Origin of the sequence: Polaribacter sp. Hel1_33_96 (assembly GCF_002846595.1) — a bacterium.
GTDB lineage: Bacteria > Bacteroidota > Bacteroidia > Flavobacteriales > Flavobacteriaceae > Polaribacter.
In genome coordinates this window covers 2,849,134-2,872,641 of sequence record NZ_PJMV01000001.1, presented here as the reverse complement: position 1 = coordinate 2,872,641, position 23,508 = coordinate 2,849,134, and the positions used below count along the sequence as shown (strand labels likewise).

The 23,508-nt window shown below is 27.8% G+C and carries 27 protein-coding genes; 13 read left to right on the top strand and 14 right to left on the bottom strand.

What is annotated here, in order from left to right:
* The first annotated feature begins 30 nt into the window (after positions 1 to 30).
* On the top strand, positions 31 to 501 hold the full coding sequence (locus ATE90_RS12355; protein WP_091952412.1) for an IPExxxVDY family protein: 471 nt from the start codon (positions 31 to 33) through the stop codon (positions 499 to 501).
* Positions 502 to 508: 7 nt separating this feature from the next.
* A complete protein-coding gene (gene pyk, locus ATE90_RS12350) occupies positions 509 to 1,936 on the top strand; it encodes a pyruvate kinase (protein ID WP_036784402.1) in 1,428 nt (475 codons plus the stop codon).
* 74 nt (positions 1,937 to 2,010) lie between these two features.
* Here pyk and ATE90_RS12345 read toward each other — a convergent pair whose 3' ends face one another.
* Positions 2,011 to 4,308, bottom strand: a complete 2,298-nt coding sequence (locus tag ATE90_RS12345; RefSeq protein WP_036784399.1) for a M28 family peptidase — start codon at positions 4,306 to 4,308, stop codon at positions 2,011 to 2,013.
* Positions 4,309 to 4,415: 107 nt separating this feature from the next.
* Here ATE90_RS12345 and ATE90_RS12340 point away from each other — a divergent pair, with 107 nt between their 5' ends.
* Positions 4,416 to 4,886: a CBS domain-containing protein gene (locus ATE90_RS12340; protein WP_036784396.1), complete on the top strand. Its 471-nt coding sequence runs from the start codon at positions 4,416 to 4,418 to the stop codon at positions 4,884 to 4,886.
* A gap of 60 nt (positions 4,887 to 4,946) precedes the next feature.
* Here the strand turns inward: ATE90_RS12340 and ATE90_RS12335 are convergent, their stop codons facing one another.
* Positions 4,947 to 5,300 carry a hypothetical protein gene (locus ATE90_RS12335; RefSeq protein ID WP_036784393.1) on the bottom strand — a complete coding sequence of 118 codons (354 nt, stop codon included), beginning with the start codon at positions 5,298 to 5,300 and terminating at the stop codon, positions 4,947 to 4,949.
* Between the two features lie 157 nt (positions 5,301 to 5,457).
* On the opposite strand from ATE90_RS12335, the gene ATE90_RS12330 reads away from it, so the two are divergent.
* The 3 genes from ATE90_RS12330 (at position 5,458) to ATE90_RS12320 (ending at position 7,759) form a co-directional block, all read left to right on the top strand.
* Positions 5,458 to 5,793, top strand: a complete 336-nt coding sequence (locus ATE90_RS12330; RefSeq protein WP_036788079.1) for a single-stranded DNA-binding protein — start codon at positions 5,458 to 5,460, stop codon at positions 5,791 to 5,793.
* A 310-nt stretch (positions 5,794 to 6,103) separates the two neighbouring features.
* Entirely contained in the window at positions 6,104 to 6,742 is a 639-nt protein-coding gene (locus ATE90_RS12325; protein WP_036784391.1) for a hypothetical protein, read from the top strand.
* A gap of 6 nt (positions 6,743 to 6,748) precedes the next feature.
* A complete protein-coding gene (locus tag ATE90_RS12320) occupies positions 6,749 to 7,759 on the top strand; it encodes a 2-hydroxyacid dehydrogenase (protein WP_036784389.1) in 1,011 nt (336 codons plus the stop codon).
* Here ATE90_RS12320 and ATE90_RS12315 read toward each other — a convergent pair whose 3' ends face one another.
* Positions 7,760 to 8,683: a L,D-transpeptidase gene (locus ATE90_RS12315; protein WP_052107505.1), complete on the bottom strand. Its 924-nt coding sequence runs from the start codon at positions 8,681 to 8,683 to the stop codon at positions 7,760 to 7,762.
* 152 nt (positions 8,684 to 8,835) lie between these two features.
* On the opposite strand from ATE90_RS12315, the gene ATE90_RS12310 reads away from it, so the two are divergent.
* The gene (locus tag ATE90_RS12310; RefSeq protein ID WP_036784384.1) at positions 8,836 to 9,339 is read left to right on the top strand and encodes a hypothetical protein; all 504 of its coding nucleotides are present in this window, start codon (positions 8,836 to 8,838) and stop codon (positions 9,337 to 9,339) included.
* 24 nt (positions 9,340 to 9,363) lie between these two features.
* Here ATE90_RS12310 and ATE90_RS12305 read toward each other — a convergent pair whose 3' ends face one another.
* The 11 genes from ATE90_RS12305 to ATE90_RS12255 form a co-directional block, all read right to left on the bottom strand.
* Positions 9,364 to 9,804, bottom strand: coding sequence for a pyridoxamine 5'-phosphate oxidase family protein (locus ATE90_RS12305; RefSeq protein ID WP_231960035.1), 441 nt, complete (start codon positions 9,802 to 9,804; stop codon positions 9,364 to 9,366).
* 111 nt (positions 9,805 to 9,915) lie between these two features.
* On the bottom strand, positions 9,916 to 11,133 hold the full coding sequence (locus ATE90_RS12300) for a metallophosphoesterase (protein ID WP_101451464.1): 1,218 nt from the start codon (positions 11,131 to 11,133) through the stop codon (positions 9,916 to 9,918).
* A 6-nt stretch (positions 11,134 to 11,139) separates the two neighbouring features.
* Positions 11,140 to 11,739 (bottom strand): CDP-alcohol phosphatidyltransferase family protein, encoded by a 600-nt coding sequence (locus tag ATE90_RS12295; protein ID WP_036784374.1) that lies wholly within the window; start codon positions 11,737 to 11,739, stop codon positions 11,140 to 11,142.
* A gap of 156 nt (positions 11,740 to 11,895) precedes the next feature.
* Positions 11,896 to 12,201 carry a chaperone modulator CbpM gene (locus tag ATE90_RS12290; RefSeq protein ID WP_036784371.1) on the bottom strand — a complete coding sequence of 102 codons (306 nt, stop codon included), beginning with the start codon at positions 12,199 to 12,201 and terminating at the stop codon, positions 11,896 to 11,898.
* Between the two features lie 2 nt (positions 12,202 to 12,203).
* A complete protein-coding gene (locus ATE90_RS12285; RefSeq protein ID WP_036784369.1) occupies positions 12,204 to 13,088 on the bottom strand; it encodes a DnaJ C-terminal domain-containing protein in 885 nt (294 codons plus the stop codon).
* A gap of 94 nt (positions 13,089 to 13,182) precedes the next feature.
* Positions 13,183 to 13,857: an ABC transporter ATP-binding protein gene (locus ATE90_RS12280; protein ID WP_036784367.1), complete on the bottom strand. Its 675-nt coding sequence runs from the start codon at positions 13,855 to 13,857 to the stop codon at positions 13,183 to 13,185.
* Position 13,858: 1 nt separating this feature from the next.
* Positions 13,859 to 15,121 carry an ABC transporter permease gene (locus tag ATE90_RS12275; RefSeq protein ID WP_101451463.1) on the bottom strand — a complete coding sequence of 421 codons (1,263 nt, stop codon included), beginning with the start codon at positions 15,119 to 15,121 and terminating at the stop codon, positions 13,859 to 13,861.
* Positions 15,121 to 16,236 carry an efflux RND transporter periplasmic adaptor subunit gene (locus tag ATE90_RS12270; RefSeq protein ID WP_235317692.1) on the bottom strand — a complete coding sequence of 372 codons (1,116 nt, stop codon included), beginning with the start codon at positions 16,234 to 16,236 and terminating at the stop codon, positions 15,121 to 15,123. The genes ATE90_RS12275 and ATE90_RS12270 overlap by 1 nt, the downstream gene beginning before the upstream one ends.
* A gap of 35 nt (positions 16,237 to 16,271) precedes the next feature.
* The gene (locus ATE90_RS12265; protein ID WP_101451462.1) at positions 16,272 to 16,874 is read right to left on the bottom strand and encodes a WG repeat-containing protein; all 603 of its coding nucleotides are present in this window, start codon (positions 16,872 to 16,874) and stop codon (positions 16,272 to 16,274) included.
* Between the two features lie 122 nt (positions 16,875 to 16,996).
* Positions 16,997 to 17,392: a DUF302 domain-containing protein gene (locus ATE90_RS12260; RefSeq protein ID WP_036784362.1), complete on the bottom strand. Its 396-nt coding sequence runs from the start codon at positions 17,390 to 17,392 to the stop codon at positions 16,997 to 16,999.
* Complete coding sequence (locus tag ATE90_RS12255; RefSeq protein ID WP_036784360.1) at positions 17,392 to 17,805, bottom strand: hypothetical protein; 414 nt, start codon at positions 17,803 to 17,805, stop codon at positions 17,392 to 17,394. The genes ATE90_RS12260 and ATE90_RS12255 overlap by 1 nt, the downstream gene beginning before the upstream one ends.
* A gap of 148 nt (positions 17,806 to 17,953) precedes the next feature.
* Between ATE90_RS12255 and ATE90_RS12250 the strand changes: the two genes are divergently transcribed.
* The 6 genes from ATE90_RS12250 to ATE90_RS12225 all read left to right on the top strand — a co-directional run bounded on the left by ATE90_RS12250 (position 17,954) and on the right by ATE90_RS12225 (position 23,486).
* Complete coding sequence (locus ATE90_RS12250) at positions 17,954 to 19,825, top strand: PAS domain-containing sensor histidine kinase (RefSeq protein WP_101451461.1); 1,872 nt, start codon at positions 17,954 to 17,956, stop codon at positions 19,823 to 19,825.
* Complete coding sequence (locus ATE90_RS12245; protein WP_036784357.1) at positions 19,822 to 20,871, top strand: response regulator; 1,050 nt, start codon at positions 19,822 to 19,824, stop codon at positions 20,869 to 20,871. The genes ATE90_RS12250 and ATE90_RS12245 overlap by 4 nt, the downstream gene beginning before the upstream one ends.
* A 91-nt stretch (positions 20,872 to 20,962) precedes the next feature.
* Positions 20,963 to 21,805 (top strand): universal stress protein, encoded by an 843-nt coding sequence (locus ATE90_RS12240; RefSeq protein ID WP_036784355.1) that lies wholly within the window; start codon positions 20,963 to 20,965, stop codon positions 21,803 to 21,805.
* Between the two features lie 11 nt (positions 21,806 to 21,816).
* Positions 21,817 to 22,203: a hypothetical protein gene (locus ATE90_RS12235; protein WP_036784354.1), complete on the top strand. Its 387-nt coding sequence runs from the start codon at positions 21,817 to 21,819 to the stop codon at positions 22,201 to 22,203.
* Positions 22,204 to 22,241: 38 nt separating this feature from the next.
* Complete coding sequence (hpf, locus tag ATE90_RS12230) at positions 22,242 to 22,544, top strand: ribosome hibernation-promoting factor, HPF/YfiA family (protein WP_036784353.1); 303 nt, start codon at positions 22,242 to 22,244, stop codon at positions 22,542 to 22,544.
* A gap of 93 nt (positions 22,545 to 22,637) precedes the next feature.
* Entirely contained in the window at positions 22,638 to 23,486 is an 849-nt protein-coding gene (locus tag ATE90_RS12225; RefSeq protein WP_036784352.1) for a universal stress protein, read from the top strand.
* Positions 23,487 to 23,508: the final 22 nt, after the last annotated feature.

Sequence of the window (23,508 nt, the reverse complement as noted above, 5' to 3'; positions counted from 1 at the left end):
TTGAAGATGAATTAAAACTAGTTATTAATTATGCAAATTCACTCATTAGGTTTAGAAGATTTCTGTGAGGATGAATACTCATTAATTGGTATTCATACAGCATTAGAAGATTTCAAATTAGCCTATTTGTTGAATAAAAATTTAGGTACGAGTTTTTATAAATCTAGAGAAGATTTAAATTTTGAAAATCAGCAAAAAAAAGCATCCTTTTCAATTTTTAATTATGCCAGTACAAAGTACGATTTTGATTGGTTCTTAATTGCAAACAGCTCTAAAAGAGAAAATCAAACAGAATTGAATGAACTTCTACTAACATCAGAAACAAAGACATATTTAATACCTGAAAAGAAAAAAGTAGATTTCTTTATAAAGATTTCGGGAGATTTAGCGTATAGTTTTGTTTTGGAAACCGTAGGTAAAATAAAAAAAATAGATCAAGTAATCACTTCTTATTCAATAGATAAGAATACATTAAAGTCTAAAGACTTTTTAATATTTTAAAAAAAACATGTTACACAATAAAAAAACAAAAATAGTTGCCACTTTAGGACCAGCAACAGATACAAAAGAAATTTTAACAGAATTAGCTAGAAATGGTGTAAATGTTTTTCGAATTAACTTTTCTCATGCAGATTATGAAGACGTAAAAAGAAAAGTAAAAATTATTAGAGAAATAAATGCTGAAAATGATTTTAATATTGCAATTCTTGGGGATTTACAAGGTCCAAAATTGCGTGTTGGAGTTATGGAAGAAGAGGTTGTTTTAGAAGATGGCGATACTTTTACATTCACTACAGAAAAATGTATTGGAACCAAAGAGAAGGCTTTTATGACGTATCAACGCTTTCCGAAAGACGTAAAAGTTGGAGAACATATTTTAGTTGACGATGGTAAGTTAATGTTTGAAGTTATGTCAACTAACAAAGAAACAGAAGTTATTGTTAAAGTAATTGTTGGTGGCGCTTTGAAGTCTAAAAAAGGTGTAAACTTACCAAATACAGCTATTTCTTTACCTGCATTAACAGAGAAAGATATGGCAGATGCAGTTTTTGCAATTGAACAGCACGTAGACTGGATGGCATTATCTTTTGTTAGAACTCCTGAGGATTTAAGAATGTTGCGTGATTTAATTGCACAGCACTCTGAATATAGAATTCCTATCATTGCTAAAATAGAGAAACCAGAAGCGGTTGCAAATATAGATTCATTAATTCCTTATTGTGATGGATTAATGGTTGCTCGTGGAGATTTAGGTGTAGAAATACCAATGCAAGATGTTCCTTTAATTCAAAAGAAATTAGTTAGAAGAGCAAAAAGAGCAAGAATTCCTGTAATTATTGCGACTCAAATGATGGAAACAATGATAGATAACCCTGTGCCAACAAGAGCAGAGGTTAATGATGTTGCTAATTCTATTATGGATGGTGCGGACGCTGTAATGCTTTCTGGAGAAACTTCTGTAGGTAAACACCCAATAAAAGTAATTCAAAAAATGTCTGAAATCATTAAAAGTGTAGAAAACTCTAGAATGATTAAAGTACCACATGAAGCTCCTCATATTAGAACGAATAGATTTGTTACAAAATCTATCTGTCATCATGCAGCTTTAATGGCAAATAATACAGATGCAGCAGCAATATCAACATTAACAAATAGTGGTTATACCGCATTTCAAATTTCTGCTTGGAGACCAAGAACACCTGTGTTAGCTTTTTCAACAGATAAAAGAATTTTAGGAAAATTAAGTCTTCTTTGGGGTGTAAAAGCATACTACTATAATAAAAACCTAACAACAGATGATACGGTAGTAGATATTAATAATATTGCAAAAGAAAAAGGTTTTGTAAAACCTGGTGATTTAATTATCAACCTTGCATCAATGCCTGCTGAGGCTAGAGGAATGGTAAACACCTTACGTGTTTCTGAAATTGAATAAAAGGGTCTTTCATCTTTATAAAAAAAGCGTTCTAAATATTTAGAACGCTTTTTTTGTGGAATATAAATTAACGATTAAATTTTTAACTTTTTACTGATGATTATTGCATCATTCGTAACAAAGGGCATAGGCATCATTTCTTCTGATCTTGGGTTTATAGAAAAGTTCTGATTCTCTAATAAATCATAAGATATTTCGTTTAGAATTATATTTAATTCGTCGTCTTTATATATACTAAAAGAAATTGTTACACTTTTATCAGAATTTGCCATATAATAGATTAAAAAAGTCCCTTTTTCTACAGTATATTTTTTTCCATTATTTACAAGAGCATCATTTACTTTAAATTGATTTAAAGTTAGTTTGTTGTCTGTAATGAATTCAAATTTGTTTATTTTTCTATTGGGTACTATTTCTAATTCTAACAAGCGTTTATTCCCTATAATAGTATCAAAATCTATATTGATAGTTGATGAAGGAATATCTTTGTAATCTGTTTTTTTATGATAGGCAAAACGTGTGTTGTATTTGCTTTTGGTTTCAGCACTATTAATACCTCCTTTAATAGCACTTTTATCAAAAATTTGCTTTGTATACTTATCTAAAGTTGTGTCATATGTGCCAAAATACGCAGTTTTATTATCAGAATTTTGAATGTAAACAATACTATTTGGTTTTTTGTTATCTGTAGAAAACCCACTATTATAAGTTGCTATAGCAAAGAAAATAATGGTTAGAAGGCTACTTAATTTTAGCATCCAAGAAGCTTTTTTCTGATTAAAAGTAAAGATCATCAACCCAAAAACTAAAGCAATCAAAACACCACTTATAAATACATTTTTTAACGCTAAACCTACAGGAAACATTTTTACTAATGGAGCAAAAATATAGATTGTTGGTATAGATAATAGGGTAAATAAAATACGTTTTGAGCGTTCTTCGATATTCATAAAAATAGCAATCATCAAAATCAATAAAGCACAAAAAACAGGAATGATAAAAAAGCCTGCTCCTTTTAAATAAGAGCTGATGAAAAAGTTAATTACCAACCAAATAAAAATGGGCGCTATTAATAAATTTGCTGTTTTTTCTTCTTGAGAAAAATATTTATAAATTTTTAGTAAAATTGAAAGATTTAAGAAAACAAAAGCGATGATATAAAGATATCCATTATAAGTAAAACCGTGCAAAATGTCATTGTATTGGGGGTGAAGGAGAAGGATTAATTTCCATAATCCAAAAGAAACTAAACCACATAATATTATGGATGTTAAAAATGGAAGAAAACCTTTTAAAACATTTTTTAAAGAGATTTTGTTGAGTGAAAACCCAAAGAAAATTAAAATCATAAATAATATGATGGCAATAATCAATAAGGGAGTTACCCAAGAAAAAGAATACGTAAGTAGTTTTGAAAAAGGAAAATTTAGATAGACAAAATCTTCTTTAGAATCTAGATTTTCTAAATCAGAAAAAGCAAAATAATTTAAAGTGGTAGTTAAATAATCTGCTTGTTGCAAAAGCGTTTCTCTGTCTAAGCGTTCATAAGAATCTTGTGCTGTATGATAGTCAAAATGATCGCCGATAAAAGCAAAATTGAAACCATTTATATTTCCGCTTTCTCTAAAAACGGTTAAATCAGTATCATTCGGTAGCTTTTTATAGATGCTATACATTAAAGAATTTGCTGCCGGAAAGTTTGGCTTTGCAGCTAAAAACTCTGAAAGTAGTTTACTGTTTTTCCCATTAGTTTCCATTAACATATAACTTGGACCACCACTGCCTCTAGCTTCAAAATTTAAAACCAAGCCAATTTCTTTTGCCCAGGGATGAAGATCAACAAAAGCTTGAGCACCTAATAAACCCAATTCTTCAGCATCAGAAATTAGAATAATAATATCGTTTTTTGGTGTTTTATTTTTTGATAAGAATGCTCTTACTCCTTCTAAAATAGTTGCAACACCAGAGCCAGCATCACTTGCACCTAAAGAAGAATGCGGATTAGAATCATAATGAGAAAGTAGCATTAAAGCTTTTCCGTTTTCTGAGCCTTTTATTTTTGCAATAATATTTTGTACGGTTGTAGCAGCAAACCATTTTTTATTTACCGCAGTTTGAACTTGAATTTCTGTTTCTAAGCCCATTTTATTCAGTTCTTCAGCTATATATTTTTGAACATTTTTATGCTCTTTAGAGCCTACGTAATGTTGTTTTAAGCTAATGTTTTTTACATGCTCAAGCGCATTGATAGTAGAAAAACCTTCTTTAGTTAAAGATTTTTCTTTTTGTAATGAAGGTTTTAAATCAGAAAAACTCCAAGAGATAACACCTAAAATTATGAGTACCGATAAGACAGAAGATATTTTTTTCATTTGAACTAAAAGTTTTTATAAATGTATGAAATAAAAAAACTTAATTTAAATTGTTGTTTGAAAGAGAAAATACTGTAAATTTAAAAACAACTTAAAAATATTGAAGTATGGGGATTAAAAGCTTTCAAGGAAAAAGAGACGAATCTCAAGGGAAAAATGAAGAACAAATTTTAGTTTCTGATTATATGACAAAAAAACTCATCACCTTTAAAGCTGATGATTCATTAGACCATGTTATAAACTTATTAATTAAACATAAGATTTCAGGAGGACCAGTTGTTAATGATAAAAACGATTTAATTGGTATTATTTCTGAAACAGATTGTATTAAACACATTTCTGAAAGTAAGTACTATAACATGCCTTCTGACACGAATAATACTGTTGGAAAATATATGGTTACAGATGTGGATACAATTGATCAAAACATGAATATTTTTGATGCTGCTTTTAAATTTATAAGCTCACGCAGAAGAAGGTTTCCTGTTGTAAAAAATGGAAAGTTGATAGGTCAATTAAGTCAGAAAGATGTCTTAAAAGCTGCGATTAAAGTAAAAGGGAATACTTGGAATAGTTAACGTATTTTTTAGATTTTAACTTTGGTAAATGTATTATGATTAATTTTCATAAAATCTAAATTAGCGTTCTTTTTTTATCAATAAAAATAGTTCGTTTTCTAAAGGCAAATATCCTTCATCATAGATATAGAAATAAGTGTTTCCTGTTTTGGTTTTATAGATAGAAGTAAAAAAATTAAAGTCGAAACCTTTATCATATAATTTGGTTCTTGTTACTTTTGTTTTGCCTGAAATATTTAATTCTGATAAGATTTTATAATTTTTTCTGAGGCGATTATTAATATTTCTGATAAGGTTTTTACTGTCTTTGTTTACCCGATTGTTATACGCATTTCTGCAATAATCAGAACAGAATTTCTTATCTACTCTACCTTTTAATACTTCTTCGCATTCTAAACACTTTTTATCCTCCATTAGATAAATATACAATAAATTATCCGTTTACAAACGACTACAAGTAATTACAACCGAAAGTAATTGTTTTTTAACCGAATAAAATTTTTGTTGTGTCGCAACTTTGCAGAGTCAAAACGAATTGACAAATACTAATAATAATTTAAAAACTTATCTTATGAGTACGTTAAGAAACAAAGTACAGTTAATTGGAAACTTAGGAAACAGTCCAGAAATCATCACTTTAGACAGTGGAAAAAAATTAGCAAAGTTTTCTATTGCTACAAATGAAAGTTATAAAAATTCTCAAGGAGAAAAAGTAACGGATACACAGTGGCATAATATTATTGCCTGGAATAAAACAGCGGATATTATAGAAAAATACTTAGAAAAAGGAAATGAAGTTGCTATTGAAGGAAAACTTACTTCTAGAAGTTATGAGACTAAAGAAGGAGAAAAAAGATATGTAACAGAAGTTGTTTGCAACGAGTTACTGATGCTCGGAAATAAGTAAGATCGCAGAAACCATGCGAAGGCTAGCTTATTTTTATTTAAAAGCTGTTTTGAAGATTCTAAAGATGAAAAAATAATTATCAGATCATATTTGAGCTTTGGATAATTTAAACTTTTCTTTTTCGGATTAAGATATGATTTAAATTTTAACTAAGAAAAAGCGGTTTTTAAAAATACACTCAAAAAGGACACTAATTTAGTGTCCTTTTTTTTACGTTTTTAATAACCCAATTTTAAAAGGGCCTAAATGATAAATATCATAGTAAAAAGAATTTAATTCAAATAGATTTACGAGATAAAACCTAAAAGTCATGAAAAATTTAATATTCATTTTAGCAATAATAATTTTTACAGGTTGCTCATCTATTAAAATAGTAGATAGTTGGAGAAGTAAAGAATACACTGACTTTAAACCTAAAAAATTATTAATTGTTGGAATTACGGAAAACTTAACCGCTAGAAAAATATTTGAAGAACAATTAAAAGAAAAACTAAAACAGAATGGTGTTGATTCAGCAGAAAGTTATGACCTATTTACATTAAAATTTACTACTGAAAAGCAAACTGAAGAAAATATCAAAGAAGAAGTAGAAAAAATCACTAAAAATGGTTTTGATGCTATATTAATTTCAGCAGTGAAAGGAGTGGATGAAGAAGTAATGTACAATACTAATTACTATAACAACTACTATTATAGGAGACACCCTTTTAGACGCTATTATTATCTGCATCAAGATGTATATTTTGATGGAGGATACTATAATAAGTATAAAATTTATCACGTTGAAACTTCATTATATAAACTAAAAGAGAATAATGATAAATCTTTAATTTGGGTTGCTTCAAACAAAATCATTGAACCTAACGCTATCAGTACTACCGTTAATGAATATGTAGCTGTTATTATCAAATCATTAAAAAGAGAGGGTATAATTTCTTCTAGTAAGTAGTTAAACATGAAAACACTTGTATACAGCACTAAAGATTATGAAATTCCTTATTTAGAAAAAGCGAATTGCAGAAAACATGAATTAACCTTAATAAAAGAAGCTTTATCTTCTGAATCTGCAATGAAAGCGATAGGGTATGCTGCTATTTCAATTTCTTCAGCGGATAAAGTTTCCTCAATTATAATAGAAAAACTTAGTGATTTTGGTGTTAAATATATTACCCTGCGTTCTGTAGGACATGATAATGTAAGTTTACACAGCGCCCTTGAGTTCAATATTAAAGTTGCAAATACACCAGCATATTCACCATATGCTATAGCGGAGCATGCAGTAAGCTTATTATTAGCCTTAAATAGAAAACTTATAGAATCTAATCAGAGAGTGAAATCATTTAACTTTGATTTAAATCATCTTATCGGTTTTGATTTAAACAACAAGACAGTGGGTATAATTGGAACCGGTAGAATAGGTTCTATTATGACTAAAATAATGCATGGTTTTGGGTGTGAATTATTAGGTTTTGATCTTGTTGAAAACAAAGAGTTAATTCAAAAATATAACTTGATCTATCATTCCTTAGAAGATTTATGTAAAAATTCAGATATTATCTCGCTTCATATCCCTTTAAATAGTGATACACATCACTTAATAAACAAAAAATTAATTGCACAAATGAAACCAGGTGTTGTCATCATAAACACTGCAAGAGGAGCCATTTTAAAAACTGAAGATATTATTAGTGGCTTAAGAAATGAAACAATTGGATTTTTAGGAATTGATGTTTATGAAAATGAAAAAGAAATCTTTTTTAGGGATCATTCTAATGATATTGTTAAAGATGAACTGCTCATTAAATTAAATTCAATGCCCAATGTGTTAATTACAGGACATCACGCTCTATTAACGGAGGAAGCTTTAACAAATATTGCAGCTACAACAATTTATAATTTAGATTGCTGGAGTGAAAATAGAGAAACAGAAAACGAATTAACGAACACCCTTATCAATAGGGACTAACTATTTTTTCTTGTTATATCCATATATATCTTTTAAAGATATAGTATTTCCGTTTACTGAATCTTTGACTCTTAAATCATACCTAATGGTTATTTTAGTATTAATAGGTGCATAATAATAAATTATCCATGCATGCCCTTCTTTAGAGCCAATACAGCCATTAGAATAAGCCTTTCCTAAGGTGTTTGGATTCGTGGTTGGGTGTATTAATTGACCATAGCGTAATCCATTAATTTCAGTTTCTATAAAAGGAATTTGAGGTAATTTTGTAACCTTGTTGTCATCTCTTTTTGTGACATAATATCGATGTCCACTAGCAGGATTATAGAAATCTGGAAAACGTTCGTATTTTACAATTTTACCTTTTCCTGTTTTTGTTTTTAAGTCTAAAACTCTTCCAGCCATTTTAAGATATTTTTTTTCATCTCTTCCAACTCTGATTGGAAATTTAAAAAGCTCTTTTGAGTTTTCAAAAATTCGAAGTTTAAACTCAGGGATATTTACATCTATTTTTGTGTTTTTAAAAGAGCTAAGAATTTTATTCGCTAATTTAGAGTTGGGTACAATTAGTTTATCACCTTTTCTTAAAATTATCATTTTTTTCTGATTATAAACAAAAGAATCTTTTTCTTTCATTACATAATAATCAGTATTTTTTAATCTGTTAATTATCCATTGATTTGCTCTTACTAAAAGATGTTCTGTTAATTTGTAGGGTGTCAAAGAATCGTGTTTTGTAACAATAGAATCTAAAAATTGAAAGTAGTTTTCCACGGTAATATCTTTTTCAATCTTTATTTTTTTTGAAGAGATATTACTAAATAAAATATTTTTTATTTGAAGAGGGGCAAGTGAATATGTATAGCCAATATTAAAACATGCCATCAGAAAAATAATTACAATAAGGATAATTTTATTTTTCATTCTTTTAAGAATTAGAAACGCTCTAGCGCTAAGTTAAGTTTAGAAAAGAAGAAATGAAATGATAATTATCAGCTTCATTTAAATATGACTAATATCATTTCGTTTTGATAGATTTTTAATTTCTTTTACAGAAGAAATTAAGAAATATTATTATGAAAGTAGAACATTTAGAAGAGCATGTTAATGATTACAGAGAATCTATTAAAACAGTTGTTGATAAAAAAATTCAATGGAAAAGTAGTGCTAAAAAACGAATAATAAGAGTTTTAAAAAGTATTGCTAAAAGTTATAATATAGGTTGGAAGGTGCAAGAACTTAATTGGATTTACAATAATGAAGCAGTTAATATTACATTCAATTCTTTTCCTTCAGATCTTATTGATTGTACCAATAAGGTTCCTACTTATCAATTTATTCAAGGAGGAGCTTTAGTTTTTTCTCAATCTTACAGCGGAGACGTCTATGTTATTGTCCTTTTCCCATTTGTAGAGCAATTACAAATGGAAAATAGTAGTATAGAGTTGGGGTTTTACAATCCAGCAGAAATTACAGAGAAACTTATTATTGAAAAAGTAGATGAGTTTTTAAAAGAAATGATAAAATGGGAAGTTCCATCTTATAAAACTACGTTAGGATTTCATCATAAAGAAATCTAATTTTTTTGTCGCTAAGTTTGAAGCTTACCGCTCTTTTTTCTCTGAATAAATTCTTTTTTTTCCTGTTATCTCAACAACACTTATTTTAAAAATAATTGAAGGATTATTTGTGTATATTTTACTAGAAAAATGACCAATTGAACTTAAACTTCTTTCCTCTTTTCTTAAGATAAGCTCTTTAATTCCCAATGCAAACTCATGTAAATATTTTTTTGCATCAGAACCAGAGATTTCTTGATAAATTCCATGAGCCAAAACTGAGCTCCAGTTATTAATGTTTTTTATTTCTGAAATTTGAAGAGATACTCTACTGTTTTTTCTCATCGCCATTGTTTTATGCCCTTCGTCAGAATAACCGACAATAATATTTTTCTTATCAAAATAATAGGTAATTGGAACAATAAAAGGTCTGTCTTTATAAATATAAGCGAGTTGACCAATATAATTCTCTGCAAGTATATTCATACACTCTTTTTCGTTCAAACTAGTTATCATAATGCGGGTTTTAAATATAACAGGTAGCTAAATTAATTGAAATGGAATGGAAAAAAAATGATATGTATCAGTTGAGAAAATTTATTTTTTGAATAATTTAAACAATGTAATTTCTGGTCTCATGCCCAGTCTTCCAGGAAAACCAACCCAACCTAAACCACGATTAACATATAAATATTTTTCATTTTCATTATACAAACCAGCCCAATGTTTGTATTTGTATTTTATGGGGCTCCATTTCATTTTTTTGTATTGAAAACCAACCTGCATTCCATGTGTGTGTCCAGAAAGCGTTAAGGAAATACCTGTTTTTTTTATGACTTCTTCGCGCCAATGTGTTGGATCGTGAGATAATAGTATTTTAAAAGGAATTTCAGAAACATTTTTAAGTGCTTCTTGCAAATTTCCATATTGTTTAAAAGGTGCTTTTCCCCAGTTCTCTACTCCAATTATTGCTAATTTACCCTTCTTTTTTTCAATTATTTCTGATTGATTTAACAAAAGTTTAAAATCAATAGTTTTGTAAAATTCTTTTATTTTCTCAAAATTATCTTGCTTTTCTTGAGCTGAGTTCCATTCACTATAATCACCATAATCATGATTTCCTAAGATGGCATACTTACCTTTTTTAGCAATTAATTTTTTGAAAACTTTTTCCCACCCAATTAATTCCCAGGCATAATTATTAACTAAATCTCCTGTAAAAAAAATAAAATCTGACTGTGCATCATTAATCACTTTTATGGCTTTATCTAAAATGTGATATTTATAATTAAAGCTTCCTAAATGAATATCAGAAATTTGAATAATTTTTAAACCATTAAAAGGCTTAGGTAATTTTTTGTGTTTCACAGTAACATGATGTACTTTAAATCTATATAAAGCTCTGAAAAAGCCATACAAGATTACAAAAAAGGGAAGAAATCCAGAACATAAACCAATTAAGGGAATAATAATTAATGATTCTTTTTCAGAAAAAACAAAATTGGAAAAAAATAGTATTGAAATAATGACAACAAAAATTAATTTAGGAATAAAAGAAGAAATAGTTAATCCAGATAAAGAAGAAACTAGTAAGTGCTTTCTTCTGGGGTTAATATCTTCTAAAGTAACTTTTAGAAGTAGTATTAAAATAACTAAGCCTGCTGTAAAAATCCAGAAAATAATATTTATTGCTGTTTTTAAACTTTCTGAGTTGATAAGTTGCGTAATAGATTGCAACCAATAAAAAGCTAAAATATCTACGGCTAAAATTGCTAAACATAAAAGGAAAATAGTAAATAATGAATAGCTTTTCACAAGAAGTTATTTTTTGTTTTTAATGTTTTTAATTCTGCGCTCATCTTTTAATGCCCAAAAAATACTTTTTACATCAGAAACCCAATCATCATACATAAAGATTAAAGAAACTTCTTCTATAGTCTCTAAAATCCCAACAATAATCATTAAATAAAACAATGAATATTCAGCGTTAAAAAATAACGACCATAGTATAAAAAAACTCTGTACTACTGCAGATATTTTTGCTAAATAGGTATGAAAAGCAGTTGCCTTTCCATATTTGTAAAATGCAAGTAACATTTGAATTATATAAGGAATAAATGCAATTAATATGATCGTTAGATTTGTTTTTATGAATTCATTTTCAAAATAAAACAAACCAATTAATCCAATAATTAAAGTTATTTGATCTCCAAAAGAATCTAGTTGAGAGCCTCTTGCGGTGGTGATTTTTAATTTTCTAGCTAAAAAACCATCAATTGCATCTGTTAAATAACTAATTAATAAAAACCATGTAAAAATTAATTGAATATCAAGCCAAATTAAAAGAAGTAAAAAGGGTGCAGCAAAAATTCTATAAAAAGAAAACCAATCTGCAATATTATAATTTTTGAAAGTTAACATTTTTCAGAGTTCATTTTATTCATTTAAATCAATATATTTTTCTGGAATTTGAACCATTTATTTTGGTTTAGAAGCTAAAGTTACCTTTTATTTAGTTTCTCGTTTTTTTATAATATAATTGGTTAAAGCAGGTTTTGTAGGTCTTCTTTGTTATAATTATAGATTTTTAAAATGTCCGTAAAAAAGGAGTTTATTTTGCAAATCAGTTATTTCTTTTTTCAAAGAATTTACTTGGTTTAATAAATTATAAATTACATCAACACCTTCTAAATTTATATTCAAATCATAATGTAATCGAATCATTTTTTCTACCTCGTTTATATGAGTTATTTTAATGTAATCTTGATTTTCTGCAACAATGACCTCTATTAATTGGTACTCTTTTAATTCGTTCATAAAATGAATAGGAATGCAATAATGTTCACAAAATCGCTCTATAGATATTAAGTTTTGAGCTTCCATAATTAGCGTTGTTTTTGTAATTCTTTAATTAGTTCTTTTTCTTTTTCGTTTAACTTGGTAGGAATTTTAAGTTCATAGGTTATATATAAATTACCAAATTGTCCTTCTTTTTTGTAAATTGGAAATCCTTTTCCTTTGAGTTTTACTTTAGTATTGTTTTGTGTTTCTGGTTTAATAGTAAGTTTTACTTTTCCATCAAAAGTATCAACCATTAACTCGCCACCTAATAAGGCAGTGTATAAATCCAAAGCTACAGTTAAGTATAAGTTGTTATGATTTCTTTTAAACTTTGTATTGTTTATTATTGAAAACTGAAGATATAAATCTCCATTTGGTCCGTTATTAACCCCTTTACCTCCATGCCCTTTTATTTTAATAATTTGCCCATTTTCTACGCCGGCAGGAATCGTAATTCTTATATTTTTTCCATTTACAGTTATTACCTGTTTTTGAGTTTTATAAACATCTTTTAAATTTAATTTTAACTCAGAATTATAATCTTGACCTCTAAATTTGGAACTGGTGCTTCTGCCAGAAGAGGCTCCACCAAACATGTTTTCAAAAATATCAGAAAAATCTTCTTGAGAATACCCACCAGAAGTACCTTGTGAACTTCTTTCATATTGTCGCTGTCGCTGTTTTTTTTGCTCATAAGCTTCTGCATTTTGCCAATGCTCTCCATATGCATCGTATTTCTTACGATTTTCTAAATTGCTTAAAACTTCATTTGCTTCGTTAATTTCTTTGAATTTTTTTTCTGCAACTTTATCATTTGGGTTTAAATCTGGATGATATTTTCGCGCCAATTTTCTATACGCCTTTTTAATGTCAGCTTCAGAAGCATTTTTGGGAATTCCTAAAATTTTATAATAATCTACAGACGCCATTGCAGGTGTTTTTTAAGTGTTTAAACAACACGCTATAAAAGTATTGGAATTAGATTTTAGATAAAATGAGAATTATCAGTTTACAATAAATTTTTTATGTAATAATTTTACCGTCTTCCATAGTAATTATTCTATCTGTTCTTTTTGCAAAATCTTCATTATGCGTAACAACCAGAAGTGATAAATTTTGTTCATTACTCAGTTGTTTAAAAATATTAAAAACATTATCTGAATTATGGCTATCTAAATTCCCTGTAGGTTCATCTCCCATAATTATAGAAGGGTTATTTATTAAAGCTCTAGCAATGGCAACTCTTTGTTTTTCGCCCCCAGATATTTGTGAAGCTTTTTTATGAAGTAAATGCTCTATGTTCAGCATTTTCAATTTTAGTATTGCATCATGTTCTATTTCTTGAAAAGATTTTTCTCCTAATTTTTTAGCAGGAAGCATTATGTTTTCTAGTACAGAAAATTCTGATAGTAAGTAATGAAACTGAAAAACAAAACCAATATGTTTATTTCTTAAATATGACAAACTATCTTTACTATCTCCAGAAATTAATTTGTTATCTAAATACAATTCGCCGTCATAATCGGTATCCATAGTTGATAAAATATACAATAAAGTCGATTTCCCACAACCCGACTTCCCCATAATAGAAGCAAATTCGCCCTTTTTAATTTTAAAATTAATATTCTTAAGCACATGAAAAAGTAGAGGCTTTTTAAAATATTTATTAATATGTTTTGCTTCTAATACACTATTCATTTTACTGACCTCTTATAATTTTAACTGGATCTATTTTCTTTGCTTTTTGTGAAGGCAGATAACCTGCAAAAAAAGTTGATATGATGGCAAAAACAATCCCAATAAAATAAAACCATGGATTAAAATTTATTGGATACGTTTCTATTGTAGGTAGCGCTTCTGTTTTAAAAGGAATTGTATTAATAATATTTGTAAAAATAAGACCTGTAAGTAAACCAAGAAATCCACCTACAATTCCAATAATCATGGCTTGACTCATAAAGATCATTTGTACATCTTTACCCGAGAAACCGATTGCTTTTAAAATAGCAATATCATTCATTTTTTCATAGATAAGCATATTTAGAATGTTATAAATACCAAAGCCTGCTACTACTAGTAAAGTAAAAGAAACTGCATATGTTATTAGGTTTCTAATAGATGTACCTGTATCAAATTGTGCATTTGCCGTTTTAATATCTACTGCCGTGAGGTTAAATTGTTGCTCAATTTTTTTTGCGAAAGGTAAAGCACTATCTATGTTGTAAAGTTTTACATTAATATCGGTAATATAATTTTTATTTTCTCCTAAAATAGTTTGTGCAGTTTTAATATTTGTAAAGCTTTGAATAGCATCTAAATCTGCTATTCCACTTTGATAAATTCCAACAATTTTAAGCGGAAATATATTTCCTTTTATCGTACTTATTTGAACTCTATCACCCACTGACAAAGACATTTTTTTTGCAACTCCAGAACCAATTAATACCCCGTTTTCTGTGTTTTTTAAATCTTCAGGAGATCCTTTAATTACATAATCTTTAAAATTAAAAAGTCTAGATTCTTCTAATGGGTTTATGCCTGTTATGTTTCCTCCAAGCTCTATAGATCCTGCAATGTAAAAGATGCTTGCTTTTATTTGAGGAATTGCTCCTTTAACATTTTTATCATTATTTAAATAATTAATAATTGGTAATGCATTATGTATTTTTTTTTGACTTAATTTTGGTTTAATAGAGTGTACTATATTAAAACTGTTTTTATAGGTTTCATATAAAGAAATAGGTTGTTTTTTTGAGGGTTCAATTTCATTATAGACATGTATATGTGGTGTTTGGTTTAGAATTAAATCATCTAACATGCTATTTAAACCGGTCATAAAACTAACCAAAGTAATATAAGCTGCAATACCAAAAGTAACTCCTAATGCAGCAACTGCAGTTTGCTTTATTTTAGTTAACAAATGTATCTTAGCGATGTTTAATATGATAATCCAGTTTACCATTATTTTGGTTTGTAAATTGTTGTAGTTTTTGAGATTCCAGAGAGAACTTCTAAAAATTCCATGTTTTGTAATCCAATTGAAACTTCAACAACACCCTTATCAGTTTTTACTTTGCTCAAGTCAATAAGATATTCTTTTGGTATTGTTAAGGCAGAATCTTTCATAGAGATAATAATATTAGCTTCTCCAGATAAACCTGGATATAATTTTTTTGGAGCTTTATCGAACAAAGCTTCTACTTTAAAAGTTTGATTTCTGGCATCTTTTACAGGATATATTTTAGATACTTTTCCGCTAAAAATATCTCCTCTATAAGCATCTAAACTAATAATTACCTCTTGATTTTTGGTTATTTTTACAATGTCAACTTCGTCTACCAACATTTCTATAATAAAATTTGTTGCACTGCCAATGGTGGCTAAAGATTCCATAATAGATACAATTTCTCCAGGTTCTTTATGAAGCGCATATACTTTACCATTAATTTTACTTTTTACAGTAAAATCTTTGGTATTTATTAACGAGGATTTATAATTGTTTTCAGCTTGCTTCAGAACTGTAAGTAGTTGTTTTTCTGTTCTGTAATAGTTGCTTTTTATGAATTGTAAATTATTTGATGATAACTCATAATTTAACTTTTTTGAATCGTATTCTACCTGGGATCCAATTTTTTGCTTCCATAGATTACGCTGTCTAATAAAATTTATTGAATCGTTTTTAAGTTTAATTTTAGCAGCGATAATTTCATCTTTAATGCTATTTAAAACAGCAGCATTTCCGTTAAAGTCAGCTTTAGCTTGTTGCAAAGATAGTTTTGCATTTTTGGTATTTAATTTTGGGGTGTTATTAACAACTTGTAGGATAGAGCTTCCGTTAAAAACTAAATGATCTTCTTCCACTAAATTTTTTTCTAGAATTCCAGCGACAGAAGCGTAAACCTGATATAAACTGTCTGGCTGAATAATAACTGAAGTGTAAACAGACTCAGTGATGCTTCTATATTCAGGTAAAATTTTCTCTTTTTTAGGAGAACAATTAATACAAAGAATTACAAAAAATAAAGGCCAATGATTCATAATGCCAGAAACCGTTTCTAAATTTACATTAGCTTTCATTGTTTAAGAATTTATTGCTATTTGGTATCTTTTATTTATTCTTTAATTTTTTTAATTATTATTTTATTGTCTTTTCCTAAGGCAGAAAATAAATTTTCTGCAATAATCTTACTGGATATTTTTGGGGGTTTATTTATGTAATTCCTTGAAAGGGCAAGACCTTTTGGTTCTGTTAATTTGCGGATAATTATTCCGGATTTATTAATTATAACTTCTGTAGATTCATATCTTACTGTTTGTTTATTCAATATATTATTTTTACCTAAAATCTCTTTATAAAGTTCAATGGCAATGGCAAATTCTTCATCAAAATTAGTAGCATTTAAAAATTGAGGTTCAATTATAGTTGTACCAGATGTATCAATATATCCAAAATAAGAGATTCCATCTTTTTTTTCTGAAATTAAACATCTTTCATTTATGAAAACGGGATACTTTTTATTGTTAGTTTCTGTTAAAACTAAATTATCTCTAAAGTCTATGACAATATTTCCTTTCAGATTGATAAAGGCCCATTGATTTCCTTTTTTTACTGCGGAAAAGCCTTCGTTATAAGGAGAAATATAATCAAGTTTATCTGGTATTTGAGAAAATCCTAAAAATGGGATTAAAATAAATAATATTATTATTTTTTTCATTGCGACTATATTTTACAGTTTAGAACATAAAATTACTTAAGAAAAACAGGTAATAAAATGATATTCATCATGTTAAAACAAAAAAAGTGGTCTTTTTTATTCCGCTATAAGTATGTTAAAATTTAGATGTTTCCTAAATTTAGGATCATGTTTTTTAATTTATCGCTTACTTTTTTAGCAATATTTTCCAGGTTATTATTTTTAACAGATTGCATAGAAATTAGCGGGTTAATTGCTGCGACTTCAATTTTATTTTCATCAATTTCTTGCACAATAATATTGCATGGGAGCATTGTTCCAATTTTATCTTCAGCTTGCAAAGCTTTGTATGCAAGAGCAGGATTACAAGCACCTAATATTTTATATTTTTTAAAATCGACATTCAGTTTTTTCTTTAATGTTTGTTGTATGTCAATTTCAGTTAAAACCCCAAAACCTTCTTCTTTTAATAATGCTATTACTTTTTTAATAACAGTATTAAAATTTCCAAAAACTATTTTATGATGATAGTAACTCATTATGTTGTTTTTTTAAGTTCTAGACTAAGTTTTGCAACCAACATTAATTCTGATTTGTTTAAACCAGAAACAGAGGAAGCTATTCTACTCGCAGTTTTTAAAATAAGGCTATTAATAGCTCCGGTAAATAAAGAAGGATGCTCTTTTTTAAAATCTAAAAACTCTGTGTAACAGGTTTTAGAATCAGAAAAACCTTCATTATTTAGCCAATCAAATACAGTTTCTATTTGATAAGCTGCATCCGTGTGAAAATCATCATCAACAGGATCAACTTTAGTCCATTTATTTTTTACAGTTTCTTTTAAAGCATTGAATTCTGCCTCATCTACATGATTGTCTGCAGCAGCAATTGCGTAAAACAATTTACCAAGGTTTTGGTAGAAATCCATTATTGTTTCTTGTGAAGGTTTCATATCAAACTATTTATAAGTTGTTATAAAATTAAAGTACTGTATGTTCTTAAATTATGATAAAAATCAGTATTCATATTAATATTTGTTTAAAAAGTACTATTTTTATTGAGTCATTAGAACTTCTAAAATTGCTAAAACTTCTAAAGAGATGCTAAATAAAGAGCAGGATATTTTTAACGTACTTTTTGAAGCTGTTTCAGAAGGTGTTATAGTTGTTGACGATCAGCAAAAAATAGTTTCTATTAATTCTTCTATCGAAAAAATGTTTGGGTATGAAAAAGATGAGCTTGTTCATGAAAAACTGAACATTTTAATACCTAAAAATTATCACGCAGGTCATGGTGATCATTTTAAGAGCTTTTTGAACAAGAAAGAGAAAAGGCAAATGGGTAAAGGGCGCCATTTGTATGGCGCTAGAAAGAATGGGGATATTTTTCCTTTAGAAGCAGGTTTAAATCCATTTAAAATTTATGGAAAAACTTTTATAATGGCCTTAATTATAGATGTTTCTGAGAGAAAAAAGGCAGAAGAAGAATTGATTCATTGGGCAAATATTTTTAATGAATCTTTAAACGAGATTTATATCATTGATGCTGATACACTCAAGTTTATTAACGCCAATCAGGGTGCGCAAAAAAATATTGGTTATAACTTATCCGAATTAAAAAACATGACTCCTGTGGATATCATGGCAGAAAAATTAGGGGCTAAATTAGCAAAAATACTCAACCCTTTGCGAGAGGGGAAAAAAAAGAGAGTTGTTTTTGAAGATATGCATGAACGAAAAAATGGCACCAAATATCCTGTAGAAGTCCACTTACAGTTATCTTCTCTTCACACTAAAGTAGTTTTGGTTGCAATAATTATAGATATTACTGTTAGAAAAAAGGCAGAACAAGAATTGACTCATTGGGCAAATATTTTTAATGAATCTTTAAATGAAATCTATATTTTTAATTCTGACACATACAAATTTATTAATGTCAATCTTGGTGCACAAAAAAATATTGGTTACGATTTAACCGAATTAAAAAGTTTGACTCCTTTGGATATCAAGCCAGATTATACAGAAGCTCAATTTAGAAAAAAGGTACAACCTTTGCTAGAGAAAAAAGAAGATAAACTTATTTTTGAAACTGTACATCTGCGTAAAAATGGCACAAAATATCCCGTAGAAATACATCTGCAGTTGTCTACTTTTAAAGGAAAAGAAGTTTTTGTTGCTATAATTTTAGATATTACAGAAAGAAAAAATTATACGAAAAAATTAGAGAACACCGTTGATCAACGAACTATAGAGCTTAAAAAAGCACTTGCTAAAGAGCAAGAATTGAATGAACTAAAAACAAAATTTTTATCATTAGTTTCTCATGAGTTTAAAACGCCTTTAAGTGGTATTTTAACATCTACAATATTATTAGGCAAATATAAATTAACAGAACAGCAAGAAAAAAGGGAAAAACATTTAGAAACGATTACCAATAAAGTTCATTATTTAAATAATATTTTAAATGACTTTCTATCCGTTGAAAAACTAGAAACGGGTAAAATAAAATATAAATATGATAATTTTAAATTAAGCAAAGTTGTAGATGAAGTTATTTACAATGCAAACATGCTTCTAAAAGTAGGTCAAAAAATTAAGTATCCAGAAAATATTGATGAAATTTCATTAATACAAGATGAAAAAACTATTGAATTATCACTTTCTAATTTAGTAAACAATGCTATCAAATATTCTCCAGAAAATTCGGTAATCGAAATTGGTATTAAACAAGATGCATTTCACACTACCTTCAATATAAAAGATAACGGAATGGGGATTCCTGAAGCAGATCAAAAAAACATATTTAATCGTTATTTTAGAGCAGAAAATGCTTTGTTAACGCAAGGAACTGGAATCGGATTAAACATTATAAAAAGCCATTTAGAAAATATAGGTGGAACCATAACTTTTGAAAGTAAAGAGAATATTGGGTCCACTTTTGTTATGAAAATTATTAATGAAGTATTACTATGAAAAAAATATTATTAATAGAAGATGATGTAGTTTTAAGAGAAAATACTGCAGAACTTTTAGAGTTATCAAACTATGAAGTTATAACCGCAGCTAATGGAAAAATAGGAGTAGAAATTGCTGATATTAATTTGCCAGATCTTATTGTTTGTGATATTATGATGCCAGAATTAGATGGTTATGGAGTGCTTGAAGCACTATCAAAAAATAATAAAACAAAACATACATCTTTTATTTTTTTATCTGCAAAAACAGAAAGAAAGGATGTTAGAAAAGGAATGAATTTAGGAGCTGATGACTATATAACGAAGCCTTTTTCGGAGGATGAACTTATTAGTGCTATCGAAAGCAGATTAGCAAAAGCATCTATTTTAAAAGATATTAGAGAGTATAAAGAAGAAATAAAAGAAGAAAGAGACGAACTAAGAAGCCTTAATGATTTAAAGAATTATTTTGATGATAATGGTGAAACTTTTCATTTTTCTAAAGATAAAGCCATCTATCAAGAAGGAAACAACTCTAATTATATTTATTTAATAATTAGCGGACTCGTAAAGTGTCATAAACTAGATGAACAAGGAAAACAACTTACAACTGCTTTATATCAGGAAGATAATTTGTTTGGGTATACTTCTTTTACCCAAAATTTAGCCTACCAAGAATCTGCGACTGCGATTAAAGAAACAGTATTAGTAGGTTTGTCTAAAAATGTATTAACGAGTGTTTTAAACAAAAACCATAAAGTAACTCTAGAATTAATAGAGTTATTGACGGAGGATTTAGCAGGAGTAAAAAATCAACTGTTACAAATGGCTTATAGTTCTGTAGGTAAAAAAACAGCGAAAACAATTTTAAAATTTGCAGAAAAATTAAATCATAAACCTGAGGATCAAATTAAAATTTCTAGAAACGATCTAGCCAGTGTGGCAGGCATTGCAACAGAAACATTAATAAGAACAATGTCTAACTTTAAAAAACAAGGCCTTATAGAAATTGATGGAAGAACTATTAGAATTTTAGATTTAGAAAAGCTACAAGAAATCTGCTAGATACTCATAGAACACAAGCTAGATTATGATTAATATCATATTTTAGAATATAATCATACTGTAAATTTGTCTTTATATTAAGATGAATTTTATGAAAACGATTTTATTGCCAACAGATTTTTCTGATAACTCGTGGAATGCTATTGAGTATGCTCTTAATTTAAATAAGGATACTGATTGTAATTTTTATTTATTACATGTTAGTAAATTGAGTAATATTATAACTAACGATTATCCATACATTCCTGATCAGGATGTGATTGAAGATGTGTTTGTGAAACCAGCAAAAACACGGTTAAAGACACTTTTAAAAAAAATAGTAAAAAAATTCCCAAATAATAAAAAACATAATTTTTACACCTTAACAGATTATAATTTCTTTATCGAGTCTCTTAGAAAACATATTAAAGAGAAAAAAGTAGATATGATTATTATGGGAACCAAAGGCGCTTCTGGCCTCAGTAAATATATTATTGGCAGTAATGCAGGAGATGTAATTACAAAAGTAAAATGTACAACTTTAGTTGTGCCAGAAAATGCAAAGTTTAAAAAGATAGAAGAAGTTACTTTTCCAACAGATTTTTCGCTTTCTAATAATTTACAAATATTAGAACCTATTTCTAAAATTTCAGAAAAAAATAATGCAATGATAAGTATATTAAATATTGGTAAAAAACCACCAATATTAAATGCCGATCAGCAAAAAAACAAAGAATTATTAGAAGATTATTTTTATGATCGCAAACACAATTTTTATTTTTTAACGAATAAAAAAGTAGAAGACGCAGTGCAATGTTTTGTAGAAAGTAGACATGTAGATATTATTGCAATGGTTGCAAAAAATCTCAATTATTTTGAACAAATATTATTTCATACTAAGGTAGAGGAAATAAGTTATCATACAGATATACCTTTTTTAGTGCTTCATGAATAAAAACTTACATTATGGATAGTTCAATTTTTTTAGCAAAGTTTTGGGGTTATTTTTTACTTATATTTTTTATTATTTTAAGTTTTAACCCAAAAAGGATTCGGCAAATATTTGCCGATCTAAAAGATGAAAAGTTTCTTATTATTTTGTCTTTTTTATCAATAATTGCAGGGTTGCTAAATATTTTAGTTCATAATATTTGGGAATCTAATTGGAAACTAATAATTACATTAATAGGTTGGTCTTCATTATTTATAGGCTTAGCACTTTTTATTTTTCCAAAAAGAACAACAGATTGGTTAACGTTTTTAAACATAAAACTAATTCAAGTAATTTACACACTGCTTTTTCTGGTAGGTTTATTTCTCTTAAATATAGCTTACTCAATAATACCTTTCTAACCTTAAGAATTGATTTATAAATTTAAAACCATAAGAAAATGACAATAAATATTCAATTTGTTAATATGTCAACAAGTGAAACTATGGAGGCGTATACTATGAAAAAATTAAAACCTTTATCAAAAAAATATGATTCGATAATAAAAGCCACTGTGTTTTTTAAAAAAGAGAACAGTCATAAAGAAAAAGAAATCATTTGCGAAATAGCAATAAGTGCAGCAGGACCAAGATTGTTTGCATCTTCGAATGAAAAAAATTATGAACTTGCTATAAAAAACACAATAAAAGATTTAGAAATTCAACTTAAGAAGAGAAAGGGAATTGTAAAACCATATATGTAGTTAAAAAACACAAAGCTTTTTTTAAGCTGATATTTGTCATTGTTTGTTCTCGTGCTCAAATGTAACTTTGAGTATATCTTTAATAAGCTCACAATGAAAAAAATATTAATTCCTATTGATTTTTCTGAAAATGCAATAAATGCAATTAATTATGCTTTGGCATTGTTTAAAGATGAATTTTGCAAGTTTTATATTTTACATGCATATCAAGAAGATATTTATTTAAGTAATGTTCCAATTACTAGAGAAATCATCAAAGAGGTTATTAGAACGGTTGGAAAAGATTCTCAATTACAACTAAAAAATACACTAAAGCAAATTAAAAAGCTTTCACAAAACTCTAAGCATATATTTAAAATTATATCGGCCAATAACATTCTTGTAGATGAGGCAGATAGAGTTGTCGAAGAAAAAAATATAGATCTTATTGTTATGGGAACTCGCGGCAAAACAAATAACAAAAAATTAACCTTTGGAAGCCATACACTTCAAGTTTTAAAATATGTTAAATGTCCAGTTTTGGTTATTCCAGAAAGTTTTACTTATAAAGAACCAGATCATATTCTTTTTGCTACAGATTATAGTATACCCTATCAACAAAGAGAGTTAGAACTTTTAGGTGAAATAGCATCTGATAATAATTCAATAGTAGATTTATTATACATTTCAGAAGGTAATCATTTATCTCTTAGACAAGAAAGTAACCAGTCTTTTATTAAAGAAAACCTCAGAAATACAAAGGTTCATTTTAAAATAACAAAAGATAAAAATATTTCGAATGAAATTTATAAATACATAAAAGATTACGAAACTGATCTTTTAGTTATGATAAATAGAAGACATTCTTTTTTAGAAAATATTCTATTTCAAGATAATGTAGATAAAATAGGTTTATCCGTAAATATTCCTTTTTTGGCCCTACAAAATATGAGACGTAATTAATAAGATACTAAAAACAGCTACT